This window comes from Actinokineospora baliensis, assembly GCF_016907695.1.
Lineage (GTDB): Bacteria > Actinomycetota > Actinomycetes > Mycobacteriales > Pseudonocardiaceae > Actinokineospora > Actinokineospora baliensis.
Genome location: NZ_JAFBCK010000001.1, coordinates 6,656,581 through 6,672,646, shown reverse-complemented (window position 1 = coordinate 6,672,646; position 16,066 = coordinate 6,656,581). Strand labels below are relative to the sequence as shown.

14 protein-coding genes are annotated in these 16,066 nt (G+C 71.9%); 12 read left to right on the top strand and 2 right to left on the bottom strand.

Features of this window, described 5'->3' with window-relative positions; all coding sequences use genetic code 11:
* Positions 1–84: 84 nt before the first annotated feature.
* Positions 85–594 carry a hypothetical protein gene (locus tag JOD54_RS29490; protein ID WP_204455224.1) on the top strand — a complete coding sequence of 170 codons (510 nt, stop codon included), beginning with the start codon at positions 85–87 and terminating at the stop codon, positions 592–594.
* Positions 595–750: 156 nt separating this feature from the next.
* On the opposite strand, the gene JOD54_RS29485 is transcribed toward JOD54_RS29490, so the two are convergent.
* Positions 751–1,323 carry a TetR/AcrR family transcriptional regulator gene (locus JOD54_RS29485; protein ID WP_204455223.1) on the bottom strand — a complete coding sequence of 191 codons (573 nt, stop codon included), beginning with the start codon at positions 1,321–1,323 and terminating at the stop codon, positions 751–753.
* A 58-nt stretch (positions 1,324–1,381) separates the two neighbouring features.
* On the opposite strand from JOD54_RS29485, the gene hisF reads away from it, so the two are divergent.
* The 3 genes from hisF to hisI are packed head-to-tail and all read left to right on the top strand — an operon-like array spanning position 1,382 to position 2,854.
* Positions 1,382–2,155, top strand: a complete 774-nt coding sequence (gene hisF / locus JOD54_RS29480) for an imidazole glycerol phosphate synthase subunit HisF (RefSeq protein WP_204455222.1) — start codon at positions 1,382–1,384, stop codon at positions 2,153–2,155.
* Positions 2,152–2,508: a hypothetical protein gene (locus tag JOD54_RS29475; protein ID WP_204455221.1), complete on the top strand. Its 357-nt coding sequence runs from the start codon at positions 2,152–2,154 to the stop codon at positions 2,506–2,508. The genes hisF and JOD54_RS29475 overlap by 4 nt, the downstream gene beginning before the upstream one ends.
* Positions 2,495–2,854, top strand: a complete 360-nt coding sequence (gene hisI / locus JOD54_RS29470; RefSeq protein WP_204455220.1) for a phosphoribosyl-AMP cyclohydrolase — start codon at positions 2,495–2,497, stop codon at positions 2,852–2,854. Before JOD54_RS29475 ends, hisI begins: the two co-directional genes overlap by 14 nt.
* On the opposite strand, the gene JOD54_RS29465 is transcribed toward hisI, so the two are convergent.
* The gene (locus JOD54_RS29465; protein ID WP_307860381.1) at positions 2,835–3,440 is read right to left on the bottom strand and encodes a TetR/AcrR family transcriptional regulator; all 606 of its coding nucleotides are present in this window, start codon (positions 3,438–3,440) and stop codon (positions 2,835–2,837) included. The two genes, hisI and JOD54_RS29465, sit on opposite strands and share 20 nt — an antisense overlap.
* 94 nt (positions 3,441–3,534) lie before the next feature.
* Here JOD54_RS29465 and JOD54_RS29460 point away from each other — a divergent pair, with 94 nt between their 5' ends.
* The 8 genes from JOD54_RS29460 to JOD54_RS29425 all read left to right on the top strand — a co-directional run bounded on the left by JOD54_RS29460 (position 3,535) and on the right by JOD54_RS29425 (position 15,953).
* Complete coding sequence (locus JOD54_RS29460; RefSeq protein ID WP_204455218.1) at positions 3,535–5,094, top strand: anthranilate synthase component I; 1,560 nt, start codon at positions 3,535–3,537, stop codon at positions 5,092–5,094.
* On the top strand, positions 5,087–5,626 hold the full coding sequence (locus JOD54_RS29455; protein ID WP_204455217.1) for a Trp biosynthesis-associated membrane protein: 540 nt from the start codon (positions 5,087–5,089) through the stop codon (positions 5,624–5,626). Before JOD54_RS29460 ends, JOD54_RS29455 begins: the two co-directional genes overlap by 8 nt.
* Positions 5,627–5,739: 113 nt before the next feature.
* Complete coding sequence (gene trpC / locus JOD54_RS29450) at positions 5,740–6,549, top strand: indole-3-glycerol phosphate synthase TrpC (protein ID WP_204455216.1); 810 nt, start codon at positions 5,740–5,742, stop codon at positions 6,547–6,549.
* Positions 6,546–7,781 carry a tryptophan synthase subunit beta gene (gene trpB / locus JOD54_RS29445; RefSeq protein ID WP_204455215.1) on the top strand — a complete coding sequence of 412 codons (1,236 nt, stop codon included), beginning with the start codon at positions 6,546–6,548 and terminating at the stop codon, positions 7,779–7,781. The genes trpC and trpB overlap by 4 nt, the downstream gene beginning before the upstream one ends.
* Positions 7,782–8,573 carry a tryptophan synthase subunit alpha gene (gene trpA, locus JOD54_RS29440; protein WP_204455214.1) on the top strand — a complete coding sequence of 264 codons (792 nt, stop codon included), beginning with the start codon at positions 7,782–7,784 and terminating at the stop codon, positions 8,571–8,573.
* A gap of 83 nt (positions 8,574–8,656) precedes the next feature.
* Positions 8,657–9,742 carry a prolipoprotein diacylglyceryl transferase gene (gene lgt, locus JOD54_RS29435; protein ID WP_204455213.1) on the top strand — a complete coding sequence of 362 codons (1,086 nt, stop codon included), beginning with the start codon at positions 8,657–8,659 and terminating at the stop codon, positions 9,740–9,742.
* 147 nt (positions 9,743–9,889) lie between these two features.
* Positions 9,890–14,455, top strand: coding sequence for a glutamate synthase large subunit (gene gltB / locus JOD54_RS29430; protein ID WP_204455212.1), 4,566 nt, complete (start codon positions 9,890–9,892; stop codon positions 14,453–14,455).
* Positions 14,448–15,953 (top strand): glutamate synthase subunit beta, encoded by a 1,506-nt coding sequence (locus tag JOD54_RS29425; protein WP_204455211.1) that lies wholly within the window; start codon positions 14,448–14,450, stop codon positions 15,951–15,953. The genes gltB and JOD54_RS29425 overlap by 8 nt, the downstream gene beginning before the upstream one ends.
* The last annotated feature ends 113 nt before the right edge of the window (positions 15,954–16,066 follow it).

The window sequence follows — 16,066 nt, the reverse complement described above, 5'->3', positions numbered from 1 at the left end:
CGCGCGATGAGTTTCCCGCGTCAAGGTCTTCACCCGGTGCGTGCCAGGTCCTAGCGTGATCACCCCCACCACCGGAGGTCCCCGATGCCCGCCGACTTAGCCCCGATCGAGGAACTGGCCCCCACCGCCCTGCGCGGCCACCCGGCACCCGAACAGTTCCTCGACCACCTGCGAGCCGCCATCGAGACCTGGGAATCGGCCATCGCCGACCTCGACGCAGGTGGCACCGCCGCCGACGCGCTCCAGCGGGTCCTCGGCGCCTTCGACATGGACACCACCTTCGCCGCCCCCACCCGAGACGCCCTGGAAATGGCCCGCCTCGACGTCAGCACAACCGCCCACCGGTTCCTCGTCCTGCTCATCCCGATCCGGCGCGACCTGGCCCGAGGTGACCACCGAGCGGTCGCCCAACTGCGCAAGGCGGTGTCGCTGGAGAAGAAGACGCAGAGCCGGTGGCGGGGCCCGGACGGCCGATCAGCGGCGATGGTGGACCGGGACCTGGAGTTGGAGGAGGTCCGCATCAGCGCCAAGACCATGCTCGACCAGGCCACCGAGATCGCGGACCGCTTCGCTCGGTGGCGGGCGGGGAGCTAGGCACTAGGGGAAACGCGGGGAGTTGGGGGAGTGCGGGAAGCGGGGACTGGCTCGCCCGGCGGCGTGCTGGGAGCTGGAGCTTGAGGTGAACGCGGGGGAGCTGGGACTGATCGGGCTGCTGATGTGCTGTCTGTCGCGGACGGGCTGGTTGGGGCTCTAGGGGAGTAGGTAGAGGCGGAGAACGGGGGAGAGGAGGGTGACTACTTCCTCGTCCGTGGCGGAGGCCAGGGGTTCGACCTTCACCACGTAGCGGACCAGGGCCATGCCGACCAGTTGGGAGGCCGCGGCGGTGGCGTTGAGGTGGGGGACGCCGAGGGCTTGGGTGATTTTGGTGAGCATGGCCCGCTCCAGGAACTGGCGGAACATCATTGCCGCCGCCTCGCTGGTGGACACCGAGCGGATCAGGGCGTGCAGGGGCTTCGACGACTCCGGGGCCGACCACAGACCCAAGAACAGGCGGACCAGGCGTTCGGGGATCTGGTCTCGGGGGCCTTCGAGCAGGGTGGCGACGATCAGGTCTGGGTTGATCGGTAGGTCCAATGCAGCCGAGAAAACGCGGTCCTTGCTGCCGAAGAAGTGGTGCACCAGCGCCGGGGTGACGCCGGCCGCCGCGGCTATCGCGCGGATAGTGGCGCCCTGGTAGCCGTGGGCGGCGAACTGGGCACGGGCGGCGGCGAGGATGTGCGCGCGGGTCTCGGTGGGGCCGGGCCGTCGGCCGCTCTTGGTCACTCCGCACCCCCTCGCCCGGTCTCTTGGTCCAGTATCGCGGGCACGTAGGCTCGGGGGCATGCCAGTAGCGGTCCGTGTGATCCCCTGCCTCGACGTCGATGCTGGGCGGGTGGTGAAGGGGGTCAACTTCACCGACCTCGTCGACGCCGGGGACCCGGTCGAGCTCGCGGCGGCCTACGACGCCGAAGGGGCCGATGAGCTGACCTTCCTGGACGTCACGGCGTCCTCTTCGGACCGGGAGACCACGCTGGACGTGGTGCGCCGGACCGCGGAGCAGGTGTTCATCCCGCTGACCGTCGGCGGCGGCGTGCGCACCGTCGAGGACATCGACCGGCTGTTGCGCGCGGGCGCGGACAAGGTCGGCATCAACACCGCCGCCATCGCCCGCCCCGAGTTCCTCGGCGAGGCCTCCCGCCGCTACGGCGCCCAGTGCGTCGTGCTGTCGGTCGACGCCCGCCGGGTGCCGGAGGGGGCCCAGCCGACCCCGTCCGGGTTCGAGGTCACCACGCACGGCGGGCGCCGCGGCACCGGGATCGACGCCGTCGAGTGGGCCGAGAGGGGCCAGGAGCTGGGCGTCGGGGAGATCCTGCTCAACTCGATGGACGCCGACGGCACCAAGGCCGGGTTCGACCTCGAGCTGATCCGCCTGGTCCGGGCCAGGGTGGACGTCCCGCTGATCGCCAGCGGCGGCGCGGGGGACCTGGCGCACTTCCCGCCCGCGGTGGCCGAGGGCGCCGACGCGGTGCTGGCCGCCAGCGTGTTCCACTTCGGACAGTTGCGCATCGGCGAGGTGAAGGACGCGCTGCGCGGCGCCGGGGTCGAGGTCAGGTGACCCGCCCGCTCGAGGTCAAGGTCGCGAGCCTGCTGCTGGTCGGCGCCGCGCTCGCGTTCGTCGGTCTCGGCGTGGCGCGCGGTGACTCCGGTGCGCTGACCTTCCCGCTGCTGCTCGGCGTCATCGGGGTGCTGGCGGGCGCGAGCGTGTTCGCGGGCAAGTTCGCCACCCCGGTGCTGGTGTTCGCCGGGCTCGCGGCCGTCGCGCACGCCGCGATCGCGTTGAGCCCGGTGCCGCTGTGGATCCGGATCGGCTCGGGGGTGTTGGCCGCGGCGCACGTGTACGCGGCCGTGTTGGTGCTGACCCGCCCGGCGCGGGTCTTCATGGGGAAGGTGACCGGTGACCAGTCTTGACCCGGCGATCGCGGGGCTGCTCAAGCGCACCGCGGACGGCTTGGTGTGCGCGGTGGCGCAGCAGCGGGGGACCGGTGAGGTCCTGATGGTGGCGTGGATGAACGACGAGGCGCTGCACCTGACGCTGACCACCCGCCAGGCCACCTACTTCTCCCGCAGCCGCGGTGAGCTGTGGGTCAAGGGCGCCACCTCCGGCAACACCCAGACCGTGCACGACGTCCGCCTCGACTGCGACGGCGACACCGTGCTGCTGGTGGTCGAGCAGACCGGCGGCGCCTGCCACACCGGCGACCGCACCTGCTTCGACGCCAAGCCGCTGCTGGACGTCAGTCCAGCGGACCGGTGAGGTAGCGCTGCAGGGTCGGCCCCACCGCCTTCACCACGACCTCCACGTCCGCGGTGGTGATCGGGTCGAACCGGGCCACGTAGCGGACCACCCCGAGGCCGATCATCTGCGAGGCGACCAGGTTCGCCCGGATCTCGGGGTGGTCGTCGGCCACCCCGCTGAACTGGCTGAAGACGTTGTTGTGGAAGAACTCGCGCAGCGCCAGGGCGACGTGCTCGTGCGCGGCGACGCTGCGGATGAGGGCGGCGAAGATGCCGCCGCCCTGGGCGTCCCACACGGTGAGGAAGGTGCGGATGACCCGCTCGCCCAGGGTCTTCGGGTCGCCGGAGCCGAGCACCTCGGCGATGCGTTCGCGCGGGTTGAACGGCAGTTGCAGCACCGCCTCGGCGAAGAGCGCCTCCTTGCCGCCGAACCAGTGGTTGACCATGGCGGCGTCCACCCCGGCCCGCTTGGCGATGGCGCGCACGGTGGCGCCGTCGTAGCCCTGCTCGGTGAAGACCTCGCGGGCCGCGCCCAGCAGGGCCGTCCTGGTGTCGGTGCCGCCGGGGCGCCTGCCGCGGCGGCGTTCGCCGTTGGAGCTCGTCACCTGTCCATCATGGCCTACCGGCGACAGTCGTTCAACACGCGTTGAAATATGGGCCCGCGCGGGACGGTCACGGGTCACACGGCAGAATGACGCCATGGTGAGTGCGATCGGTGTCCCGTCCCGCCCGGCGTCGACCACGGGCGGCATGGGTGAGGTGAGTCCCACCAGGGAGCAGTTCCACGCCCTGGCGGCCGACCGGCGGGTCATCCCGGTGGTCCGGCGGGTGCTCGCCGACGCCGAGACCCCGGTCGGGGTGTACCGCAAGCTCGCCGGCGACCGCCCGGGCACGTTCCTGCTGGAGTCCGCCGAGAACGGCCGCTCCTGGTCGCGCTGGTCGTTCGTCGGCGTGCACAGCCCCGCCGCGCTGACCGCCACCGGCGGAGAGGCGCACTGGACCGGCACCCCGCCGATCGGCCTGCCGCAGGGCGGCGACCCGCTGGAGGCGCTGCGCGAGACGGTCCGGCTGCTGCACACCGACCCGCTGCCCGGCCTGCCCCCGCTCACCGGCGGCATGGTCGGCTTCATCGGCTACGACGCCGTGCGCCGTCTGGAGCGGCTGCCCGAGCTCGCCGAGGACGACCTGGACCTGCCGGAACTGGTCATGCTGCTGGCCACCGACCTGGCCGCGCTCGACCACCACGAGGGCACCATCACCCTCATCGCCAACGCGGTGAACTGGGACGACTCCCCGGAGCGGGTGGACGCCGCCTACGACGACGCGGTCGCCAGGCTCGACCGGATGGTGCTGGGCCTGCAGACCCCCGCCGCCCCCACTGCGGCCACCTTCGACCGACCCACGCCCGAGTACACCCGCAGGCGCGAGCCCGGCGAGTTCCAGGCGGCGGTGCGCTCGGCCAAGGAGGCCATCCGGGCGGGCGAGGCGTTCCAGATCGTGCTCTCGCAGCGCTTCGAGGTGCGCACCGAGGCTGACCCGCTCGACATCTACCGGGTGCTGCGCACCACCAACCCCAGCCCGTACATGTACCTGCTGCGGCTCGACGGGTTCAGCATCGTCGGCTCCAGCCCGGAGGCCCTGGTCACCGTGCGCGACGGGCGGGCGACCACGCACCCCATCGCCGGGACCCGCTGGCGCGGGGTGGACCCGGAGGAGGACCAGATCCTGGAGAAGGACCTGCTCGCCGACGAGAAGGAGCGCGCCGAGCACGTCATGCTGGTCGACCTGGGCCGCAACGACCTGGGTCGGGTCTGCAAACCGGGCACCGTGCAGGTCGTCGACTTCTTCCGGGTCGAGCGCTACAGCCACGTCATGCACATCGTCTCGACCGTGACCGGCGAGTTGGCCGAGGGCAAGACCGCCTTCGACGCGGTCGCCGCCTGCTTCCCCGCGGGCACCCTCTCCGGGGCGCCCAAGCCGCGCGCGATGGAGCTCATCGAGGAGTTGGAGCCGACCAGGCGCGGGCTCTACGGCGGCGTCGTGGGCTACCTGGACTTCGCGGGCGACGGCGACACCGCGATCGCCATCCGCACCGCGCTGATCCGCGACGGCGTGGCGTACGTGCAGGCCGGGGCCGGTGTCGTCGCTGACTCGAACCCGGCGGCCGAGGACACGGAGTGCGTCAACAAGGCGGGCGCGGTGCTGGCCGCGATCGCCACCGCCGAGACCATGCGCCCGGCGACCGGTGCCCATGGCTGACCCGGAGCCCGCGCCCCCGGCGGCGGGCAAGCGTCCACTGTGGATCGTGGTGGTGCTGCTGCCGGTGGCGGCAGGCGTGCTCTGGGGCGCCGCGCGGCTGCCGTGGCAGCACACCGTGCGCGATCGGCCGGGGACCGGTGCCACCACGACCGTGGCGGTACCGGGCGAGGAACTGGTCCCCGCGCTGGTGCCGCTCGCCGTGCTCGCCGTGGCCGCGATCGCCGGGGCGTTGGCGCTCAGCGGGCTCTGGCGACGCCTGCTCGGGGCCGTTGTGGGCCTGCTGGGCCTGGTACCGGTGTGGTCAGGCCTGGCGGAGGGCTCCGAGTTCGCGGGGAAGGCCCTGGCGGTGTTGGGAGGCGTCCTGATGGTCGCCGCTGGCGTGTTGCTCGTGCTCACCGGGCACCGGGCGCCCCGGATGGGCGGTCGCTACCGCAGCCCGGCGGCGGCGAAGGAGTCCGCGCGCGGGGAGAAGGACCTGTGGGAGGCGTTGTCGGAGGGGCAGGACCCTACGCTCCGGCAACCACCGAACTGAGAGCGAGGACCCGGTTCCGAGGTGGGCAACGGGCCGGAGTTAGCATCAATTCGGCGGGAAGGGGCAGTGGTTGTGAGGGACTACACCAGCCAGACATCGGTTCGGGGTGCGCGGTGAGCACACTGGACTCGATCATCGACGGTGTCCGGGAAGACCTCGCCGTGCGCGAGGCGGCCATCCCGTTCGACACCATCAAGGAACTGGCGGCCAAGGCCGCCGCGCCGCGTGACGCGCTCAGCGCGCTGCGCGGCTCCGACGTCGGCGTGATCGCCGAGGTCAAGCGGCGCAGCCCGTCCAAGGGCGAGCTGGCCTCCATCGCCGACCCGGCGGCGCTGGCCAAGGACTACGCCGCGGCGGGCGCGCGGGTCATCAGCGTGCTCACCGAGCAGCGCCGCTTCGGCGGGTCGCTGGCCGACTTCGACGCGGTCCGCGCCCAGGTCGACATCCCGTTGCTGCGCAAGGACTTCATCGTGAGCCCATACCAGGTGCACGAGGCCCGCGCGCACGGCGCGGACCTGGTGCTGCTGATCGTGGCCGCGCTGGAGCAGAACGCGCTGGCCTCGCTGCTGGACCGGGTCGAGTCGCTGGGCATGACCGCGCTGGTCGAGGTGCACACCGCCGAGGAGGCCGACCGCGCCCTGGAGGCGGGCGCGCGGGTCATCGGCATCAACGCGCGCAACCTGCACACCCTCGAGGTCGACCGGGACGTCTTCGGCAGGCTGGCCCCCGGGTTGCCGCTGGAGACCATCAAGATCGCCGAGTCCGGGGTCCGCGGGCCGAGCGACCTGATGACCTACGCGGGCGCGGGCGCGGACGCCGTGCTGGTCGGCGAGGGCCTGGTGGCCACCGACGACCCGAAGGCCGCGCTGGTGCAGCTGGTCACCGCTGGGTCGCACCCGGCGTGCCCGAGGCCCGGCCGATGACCGACAAGCCCGAGGTGGATGTGCACGCACCGGGCGAGCACGACCCGGACACAAAGGGCCACTTCGGCCCTTACGGCGGCAGGTTCATGCCCGAGGCGCTGATCGGTGCCCTCGACGAGCTCTCCGCCGAGTACGACAAGGCCAGGCTGGACCCGGAGTTCACCGCCGAGTTCACCCGGCTGCTGCGCGACTACGCCGGACGGCCGTCGCTGCTCACCGAGGCACCGCGCTTCGCCGAGCACGCGGGTGGGGCGCGGGTGTTCCTCAAGCGCGAGGACCTCAACCACACCGGCTCACACAAGATCAACAACGTGCTGGGCCAGGCGCTGCTCACCAAGCGGATGGGCAAGAAGCGGGTCATCGCCGAGACCGGCGCGGGCCAGCACGGGGTCGCCACGGCCACCGCGTGCGCGCTGATGGGCCTGGACTGCGTCGTGTACATGGGCGAGGTCGACACCCAGCGGCAGGCGCTCAACGTCGCCAGGATGAAGCTGCTCGGCGCCGAGGTCATCCCGGTCAAGTCCGGCTCGCGCACCCTCAAGGACGCCATCAACGAGGCGCTGCGCGACTGGGTGACCAATGTGGACACCACGCACTACCTGCTCGGCACCGCCGCCGGCGGGCACCCGTTCCCGGTGATGGTGCGCAACTTCCACAAGGTCATCGGGATCGAGGCCCGCGCCCAGTACCTGGAGCTGACCGGCAGGTTGCCCGACGCGGTCGCCGCGTGCGTCGGCGGCGGGTCCAACGCGATCGGCATCTTCCACGGGTTCATCGACGACCCCGGCGTGCGGCTGGTCGGCATCGAGCCCGGCGGCAAGGGCATCGACTCCGGCGAGCACGGCGCGACCCTGAGCGAGGGCAGCCCCGGCATGCTGCACGGCGCCCTGTCGTACCTGCTGCAGGACGAGGACGGCCAGACCATCGAGGCGTACTCGATCTCCGCGGGCCTGGACTACCCGGGCGTCGGCCCCGAGCACGCCTGGCTCAAGGACACCGAGCGCGCCGAGTACCGGTCCGCGACCGACGCCGAAGCCATGGAAGCGTTCCAGCTGCTCTCGCGCACCGAGGGCATCATCCCGGCCATCGAGTCGTCGCACGCCCTGGCCGGGGCGCTCAAGCTCGGCCGCGAACTCGGGCCGGAGGGGCACATCCTGGTGAACCTGTCCGGTCGCGGTGACAAGGACATGGACACCGCGGCGAAGTACTTCGGTTTCTACGAGGAGAGCTAGATGGGCCTGGACTCGGTGTTCGCGCGGACCAGGGGCGAGGGCCGCGGTGCGCTCATCGGCTACCTGCCCGCCGGGTTCCCCACCGTCGACGGCTCGATCGACCTGCTCAAGGGCATGATCGATGCGGGCTGCGACCTGGTCGAGGTCGGCGTCCCGTACTCCGACCCGGTGATGGACGGCCCGGTCATCCAGGCCGCCGCGGAGACCGCGCTCAAGGCCGGGTTCCGGCTGCGCGACCTGTTCACCGTGGTCGAGGCGGTTTCCGCCGCCGGTGGCCACGCCGTGGTGATGACCTACTGGAACCCCGTCTTCCGCTACGGCGTCGACGCGTTCTCCCGGGACCTGGCCGCCGCCGGTGGCCTGGGCATCATCACGCCGGACCTGATCCCCGACGAGGGCGCCGACTGGCTGGCCGCCTCCGAGGCACACGGCCTCGACCGGATCTTTCTGGTCGCGCCGTCGTCGTCGGAGGAGCGCATCGCCAGCACCGTCGCGGCGTCCTCCGGTTTCGTGTACGCGACCGCGGTGATGGGCGTGACCGGTGCCCGTGACCAGGTCGGCGGCGCGGCCGCGGGTCTGGTCGAGCGCACCAGGGCGCACACGTCGCTGCCGATCGGCGTGGGGCTCGGGGTGCGCTCCGGCGCGCAGGCCGCCGAGGTGGCGTCCTTCGCCGACGCGGTGATCGTGGGGTCCGCGTTCGTGACCCGCTCCGAAGAGGGCGTGCCAGGGGTTCGTGCGCTGGCGGCCGAACTGGCCGACGGCGTGCGCACCGCGCCGACGCCGATCGGGTGAACTCCGGTGCCCGCACTTCCCGCTGACGGCGGTACGGGCACCACTTCACGGCCAGGCCACCCGGTCCCGTTACCGTAGCCCCCGTGACGAGCGCTTCGAGCCACATCCTCGCCAGCATCCCCAGCCCTGACCGAGGTGTCTGGGAGCTGGACCTGGGGGTCTTCACCCTTCCGCTGCGGGCCTACGCGCTGTGCATCATCGCGGGCATCATCGTGGCCATCTACTGGGGTGAGAAGCGCTTCGTCGCGCGCGGCGGCCAGCCGGGCACGGTCCTCGACGTCGCGGTCTACGCGGTGCCGTTCGGGTTGATCGGCGGCAGGCTCTACCACGTCGCCACGGACTACTACCGGTACTTCGGCGAGGGCAAGAACCCGCTCAACGCACTCCGCATCTGGGACGGCGGCCTCGGTATCTGGGGCGCCATCGCGTTGGGCGCCGTGGGCGCGTGGATCGGGTGCCGCCGCAAGGGCGTGCCGCTGCCCGCCTTCGCCGACGCCATCGCACCCGGGATCGTCACGGCCCAGGCCATCGGCCGCATCGGCAACTACTTCAACCAAGAGCTCTACGGCGGCCCCACCGACCTGCCCTGGGGCCTGGAGATCTACCGCAGGGTCAACGAGTTCGGCCAGGAGGACCCGCTCAACGGCGTCGCCATCGACCACACCCTGATCGACGGCAGCCCGGTCCACCCGACGTTCCTCTACGAACTCGTCTGGAACCTGCTGATCGCCCTCCTCGTGGTGCTGCTCGACCGCAAGCTGCGCCTGGGCCACGGCCGCGCGTTCGCCATCTACGTCGCCGGCTACACCGTCGGCCGCGGCCTGATCGAGATGATGCGCACCGACCCGGCGACCATGGTGCTCGGCCTGCGGATCAACGTGTGGACGTCGATCCTGCTGTTCCTCGGCGCGCTGGTCTACTTCGTGCTCGCCGGACGCCGGGGTCCCCGGGAAGACCTGTCGGTGCTGACCGCGCCGTCCCAGCCGGACGCCACGGCCAAGGACGAAGCCGAGGACGAGACCGGGGACGAGTCGGACGTGGACACCGCGGACGACGAGGACGCGCCCGAGAAGGACACCGAGGCCGCTGTGCCCCAGGGCGATCGGGCCGAGGCGGACGACAAGGCCGACGACACGTCCAGCGACAAGGACGTGCCCAGCAAGTCGTAGGCCGCTCGCCGACGAGTGTCGACCCGGTTTCCGGACTGTTAAGCTCGAATCACACACGTCGTGGGCCGCTGCCGTCCCGCGCCCAGCACCGGTCTGCGCCCCGTGCGCCACCGGCTGAGCGCGCGATCGCAGACAGGAGGCCTTCCCATGCTGTTCTCGGCCTTTCCGCGCCCGGACGGCCTCTACGACCCGGCGGCCGAGCGGGACGCCTGCGGCGTGGCCATGGTCGCCGACATCCAGGGCCGCCGTTCGCACGGCATCGTCGAGGACGCGCTGACCGCGCTGGCCAACCTGGAACACCGCGGCGCCGCGGGCGCCGAGCCGACCAGCGGTGACGGCGCGGGCATCCTGGTGCAACTGCCGGACGACCTGCTGCGCGCCGAGGTCGGGTTCACGCTGCCCGAGCCGGATGAGCACGGCGCGCACGGCTACGCCACCGGACTCGCCTTCCTGCCCGCGGACCTGGACCGCCGCGCCGAGGCGGTGGCGCTCATCGGGCGCGTCGCCGAGCAGGAGGGGCTGCGGCTGCTGGGCTGGCGACCGGTCCCGGTCGACCCGGACGCCGCCGACATCGGCCCGACCGCGCGTTCGGTCATGCCGCACTTCGCGATGCCGCTGCTGGCCGGGTACCCCGACGCCGAGGGCGCGTGTCCGACCGGGATCGAGCTGGACCGGCTGGTGTACTGCCTGCGCAAGCGGGTCGAGCGCGACAGCGCCGCCGCAGGCTGTGGGGTGTACTTCCCGTCGCTGTCGGCGCGGACCATGGTCTACAAGGGAATGCTGACCACCGCGCAGCTGCCCGCGTTCTTCCCCGACCTGCGCGACCCGCGGCTGCGCAGCGCCATCGCGCTGGTGCACTCCCGGTTCTCCACCAACACCTTCCCGTCGTGGCCGCTGGCGCACCCGTTCCGGTTCGTCGCGCACAACGGGGAGATCAACACGGTGCGCGGCAACCGGAACCGGATGCGCGCCCGCGAAGCGCTGCTGTCGGCGAACCTGCTGCCCGGCGACCTGAGCCGGGTCTTCCCGGTCGTGCACCCCGACGGGTCGGACTCGGCGTCGTTCGACGAGGTGCTCGAGCTGCTGCACCTGGGTGGTCGGAGCCTGCCGCACGCGGTGCTGATGATGATCCCGGAGGCGTGGGAGAACCACACCGGCATGGACCCGGACCTGCGGGCGTTCTACCAGTTCCACGCCAGCCTGATGGAGCCGTGGGACGGACCCGCGTGCGTGACCTTCACCGACGGGACCCTGGTCGGCGCGGTGCTCGACCGCAACGGGCTGCGGCCAGCGCGGTGGTGGCGGCTGGCCGACGACCGGGTGGTGCTGGCCAGCGAGACCGGGGTGCTCGACGTGCCGCCGGAGCGGGTGGTCGCCAAGGGGCGGCTGCAGCCGGGCCGGATGTTCCTGGTCGACACCGCCGCGGGCCGGGTGGTCGACGACCAGGAGGTCAAGGCCGCGCTGGCCGCCAGGCACCCGTACGAGGAGTGGCTGCACGCCGGGCTGCTCAAGATCGCCGACCTGCCGGACCGCGAGCACGTGGTGCAGCCGCACGAGTCGGTGCGCCGCCGCCAGCTGACCTTCGGCTACACCGAGGAGGAGCTCAAGGTCCTGCTCACCCCGATGGCGGTCACCGGGGCGGAGCCGATCGGGTCGATGGGCACCGACACCCCGCCCGCGGCGCTCTCGCAGCGGGCGCGGCTGCTCTACGACTACTTCAAGCAGATCTTCGCCCAGGTCACCAACCCGCCGCTGGACGCCATCCGCGAGGAGATCGTCACCTCGGTGCAGCGGATCATGGGGCCGGAGCAGAACCTGCTCGAGCCGGGACCGGCGTCCTGCCGCCACATCCAGCTGCCCTACCCGGTGATCGACAACGACGAGCTGGCCAAGCTCATCCACGTCAACGACGACGGCGACCTGCCCGGCTACGCCTGCACCGTCCTCTCCGGACTGTACGAAGTGGAGGGCGGGGGCGCGGCGCTGCGGTCGGCCGTGGAGCGGGTGCGGCGCGAGGCGTCGGCCGCGATCGCCGCGGGCGCACGGACCCTGGTGCTCTCCGACCGCGACTCCGACCACCGGATGGCGCCGATCCCATCGCTGTTGCTCGTCTCGGCGGTGCACCACCACCTGGTGCGCACCAAAGAGCGGCTGCGGGTGGCGCTGGTGGTGGAGAGCGGCGACGCCCGCGAGGTGCACCACATCGCGCTGCTGCTGGGCTACGGCGCGGCCGCGGTCAACCCGTACCTGGCGTTCGAGACGATCGAGGACCTGATCTCGCACGGCGCGATCACCGGGGTCGAACCGGTGGTGGCGGTGCGCAACTACGTGAAGGCGCTGGTCAAGGGCGTCCTGAAGATCATGTCGAAGATGGGCATCTCGACCGTCGGCGCCTACACCGCCGCGCAGGTCTTCGAATCGTTCGGCCTGGCCCGCGACCTGCTCGACGAGTACTTCACCGGCACTACGTCCAAGCTCGGCGGGGTCGGCCTCGACGTCATCGCCGCCGAGGCGCGCACCCGGCACCGGCGGGCCTACCCGGACAACCCCGCCGACCGGGTCCACCGCAGGCTGGACGTGGGCGGCGAGTACGCCTACCGGCGCGAGGGGGAACTGCACCTGTTCACCCCCGAGACCGTCTTCCTGCTCCAGCACGCCACCCGCACCGGCCGCGACGAGGTCTACCGGCAGTACAGCGCCGAGATCGACCGGCTCAACCGCGCGGGCGGGGCGCTGCGCGGGATGTTCCGGTTGCGGCGGGCCGAAAAGCCGATCCCGTTGGACGAGGTCGAACCCGTTGAGGCGATCCTGGCGCGGTTCAACACGGGCGCCATGTCGTACGGCTCCATCTCCGCCGAGGCGCACGAGACGCTGGCGATCGCGATGAACATGATCGGCGGTCGGTCCAACACCGGTGAGGGCGGCGAGGACCCCGAGCGGCTGCACGACCCGGCGCGGCGTTCGGCGATCAAGCAGGTGGCGTCCGGTCGGTTCGGGGTGACCAGCGAGTACCTGGTGAACGCCGACGACATCCAGATCAAGATGGCCCAGGGCGCGAAACCGGGCGAGGGCGGGCAGTTGCCGCCGAACAAGGTGTACCCCTGGATCGCGCGCACCCGGCACTCGACGGCGGGCGTAGGGCTGATCTCGCCGCCGCCGCACCACGACATCTACTCCATCGAGGACCTCGCGCAGCTGATCCACGACCTGAAGAACGCCAACGAACGGGCCCGCGTGCATGTGAAACTGGTGTCCGAGGTCGGGGTCGGCACTGTCGCGGCGGGTGTGTCCAAGGCGCACGCGGACGTGGTCCTGATCTCGGGGCACGACGGCGGGACGGGCGCTTCGCCGCTGAACTCGCTCAAGCACGCCGGGACGCCGTGGGAGATCGGGCTCGCCGAGACGCAGCAGACGTTGGTGCTCAACGGGTTGCGCGACCGGATCACGGTGCAGGTCGACGGCGCCTTGAAGAACGGACGCGATGTCGTCGTCGCCGCGCTGCTCGGTGCCGAGGAGTACGGCTTCGCGACGGCGCCGCTGGTGGTGGCGGGCTGCGTCATGATGCGGGTGTGCCACCTCGACACCTGTCCGGTCGGCGTGGCCACGCAGAACCCGGTGCTGCGGGAGCGCTACACCGGTCAGGCTGAGCACGTCGTGAACTACTTCCGTTTCGTGGCCGAGGAAGTCCGGGAACACCTCGCGGCACTGGGGTTCCGCACGCTCGACGACGCGATCGGCCACGCGGAACTGCTGGAAGCCGACGACAGCGTCGAGCACTGGAAGGCGCAGGGGCTCGACCTGACCCCGGTGTTCACGGTGCCCGACACGCCATACGGCACCGCCCGGCGCCGGGTTCGCGCGCAGGACCACGGTTTGGCGCACGCGCTGGACCGGACCCTGGTGCAGTTGGCGGAAGCCGCGCTCGAAGACGCGCACCCGGTGCGGCTGGAGTTGCCGGTGCGCAACGTCAACCGGACCGTCGGCACCCTGCTGGGCTCCGAGGTGACCCGCCGCTTCGGTGGCGACGGCCTGCCCGACGGGACGATCCAGGTCCGGTTGACCGGCTCGGCGGGGCAGTCGCTCGGCGCATTCCTGCCGAGGGGAATCACCATCGAACTCTTCGGCGACGCGAACGACTACGTGGGCAAGGGCTTGTCCGGCGGCAGGATCGTCGTGCGGCCGCACACCGACGCGGTGTTCGCGGCCGAGCGGCAAGTCATCGCGGGCAACGTGATCGGCTACGGCGCGACCGCGGGCGAGGTGTTCCTGCGCGGCCGGGTCGGCGAGCGCTTCGGCGTGCGGAACTCGGGTGCCGTGCTGGTCGCCGAGGGGGTGGGCGACCACGCCTTCGAGTACATGACCGGCGGCCGCGCGGTGGTCCTCGGGCCGACCGGGCGCAACCTCGCCGCGGGCATGTCCGGCGGTATCGGCTACGTGCTCGACCTGGATCCGGCACTGGTCAACCAGGACATGGTGGAGCTCCAGCGGCCCGCGCCAGAGGACCTGCGCTGGTTGCGCGAGGTCGTCACCGCCCACCACGCGGTCACCGGGTCCGCGGTCGCCGCCTCCCTGCTGGGCGACTGGACTCGCCGGTCGGCCGGGTTCACCAAGGTCATGCCGCGCGACTACCAGCGGGTGCTCGCCGCGGTGCGGCTGGCCCGCGCCGAGGGCCGGGACGTGGACGCGGCGATCATGGAGGCATCCCGTGGCTGACCCGAGCGGATTCCTGCGCCACGGCCGAGAGGACGCGGCCAAGCGCCCGGTCGACGAGCGCCTCGGCGACTGGCGCGAGGTCTACCGGGACCTGCCCGCGCCCCAGCGCGACGAGCAGGTCGGCACCCAGGCGAGCCGGTGCATGGACTGCGGCATCCCGTTCTGCCACTCCGGCACGGCGGGCTGCCCGCTGGGCAACCTGATCCCCGAGTGGAACGACCTGGTCCGCCGCGGCGACTGGGCGATGGCGGGGGAGCGGCTGCACGCCACCAACAACTTCCCCGAGTTCACCGGCCGCCTGTGCCCCGCGCCGTGCGAGGCGGCGTGCGTGCTGGCGATCTCGCCGGAGGCGGGCGGGGCGGTCGCGATCAAGCGGGTGGAGAGCACCATCGCGGACGTCTCCTGGGAGCGCGGGTACGTCGAACCGGTCCGGCCCGCGGTGTCCTCCGGCCGCCGGGTCGCGGTCGTGGGTTCCGGCCCGGCAGGCCTCGCGGCGGCGCAGCAGCTGACCCGCGCGGGCCACGAGGTGACGGTCTTCGAGCGCGACGACCGGCTCGGCGGGTTGCTGCGGTACGGCATCCCCGAGTTCAAGATGGAGAAGAAGCTCCTGGACCGGCGGCTGGCGCAGTTGCGGGCCGAGGGAACCAAGTTCGTGACCGGCTGCGAGGTCGGCGGGTCCGCCTTCCCGGTCTCCCGGCTGCGGGCCGAGTACGACGCCGTCGTGCTCGCCGTGGGCGCCCTGCGCGGTCGCGACACCCCGGAACTGCCCGGCCGATCGCTGCGCGGCGTGCACCTGGCCATGGACCACCTCGTGCCCGCCAACCGCGCCTGCGAGGGTGACGGGCCCACGTCGATCGACGCCCGCGGCAAGCACGTCGTGATCATCGGCGGCGGCGACACGGGCGCCGACTGCTACGGGACGGCGGTGCGCCAAGGGGCCCTGTCGGTCACCCAACTCGACCAGTACCCGATGCCACCCCGCCAGCGCGACGATTCGCGCTCGCCGTGGCCGGTGTGGCCGTGGATCCTGCGCACCTACGCCGCGCACGAAGAAGGCGGGGAACGGCGGTTCGCGGTCGCGGTGGAGTCGTTCGAGGGGGACGGGGCGATCAGCTCCATCCGCTTGCGCGAGGTGCAGGTGCGCAAGGACCCGGCGACCGGCGCGCGTTCCGTTGTACCGGTGGGGGACCAGGTGCAGGAACTGCCCGCGGACCTGGTGCTGCTGGCGATCGGCTTCGAGGGCGTCGAACACATGCCGCTGCTCGACGGGCTCGGGTTGACCCTGAGCCCGCGCGGGACTGTCTCGTGTGGACACGATTGGCAGACTTCAGCGCCGGGGGTGTTCGTGTGCGGCGACGCCCACCGCGGGGCGTCGCTGGTGGTGTGGGCCATCGCCGAGGGGCGGTCGGTGGCGAACGCCGTTGACGCCTACCTGACCGGGGCGTCAGACCTGCCCGCGCCGGTCCGACCTAACGCGTTGCCGCTGTCCGTTCTCTGATTTCACAGGCGTTTTCGCGGTTTAACAGCCGCGGAATGTACGGACTTTATGCTGCTATGAGATGGGTCTCCTGTTCGTGTGCGTGGCTACTTTCGAGTCGTTCGCCCTGCACT

Coding starts and splice junctions, on each gene's coding strand:
- JOD54_RS29460 (WP_204455218.1), top strand. CDS start 3,535: ATGGTGAGTGCGATCGGTGTCCCGTCCCGCCCGGCGTCGACCACGGGC.
- JOD54_RS29490 (WP_204455224.1), top strand. CDS start 85: ATGCCCGCCGACTTAGCCCCGATCGAGGAACTGGCCCCCACCGCCCTG.
- gltB (WP_204455212.1), top strand. CDS start 9,890: ATGCTGTTCTCGGCCTTTCCGCGCCCGGACGGCCTCTACGACCCGGCG.
- hisF (WP_204455222.1), top strand. CDS start 1,382: ATGCCAGTAGCGGTCCGTGTGATCCCCTGCCTCGACGTCGATGCTGGG.
- JOD54_RS29455 (WP_204455217.1), top strand. CDS start 5,087: ATGGCTGACCCGGAGCCCGCGCCCCCGGCGGCGGGCAAGCGTCCACTG.
- trpA (WP_204455214.1), top strand. CDS start 7,782: ATGGGCCTGGACTCGGTGTTCGCGCGGACCAGGGGCGAGGGCCGCGGT.
- trpB (WP_204455215.1), top strand. CDS start 6,546: ATGACCGACAAGCCCGAGGTGGATGTGCACGCACCGGGCGAGCACGAC.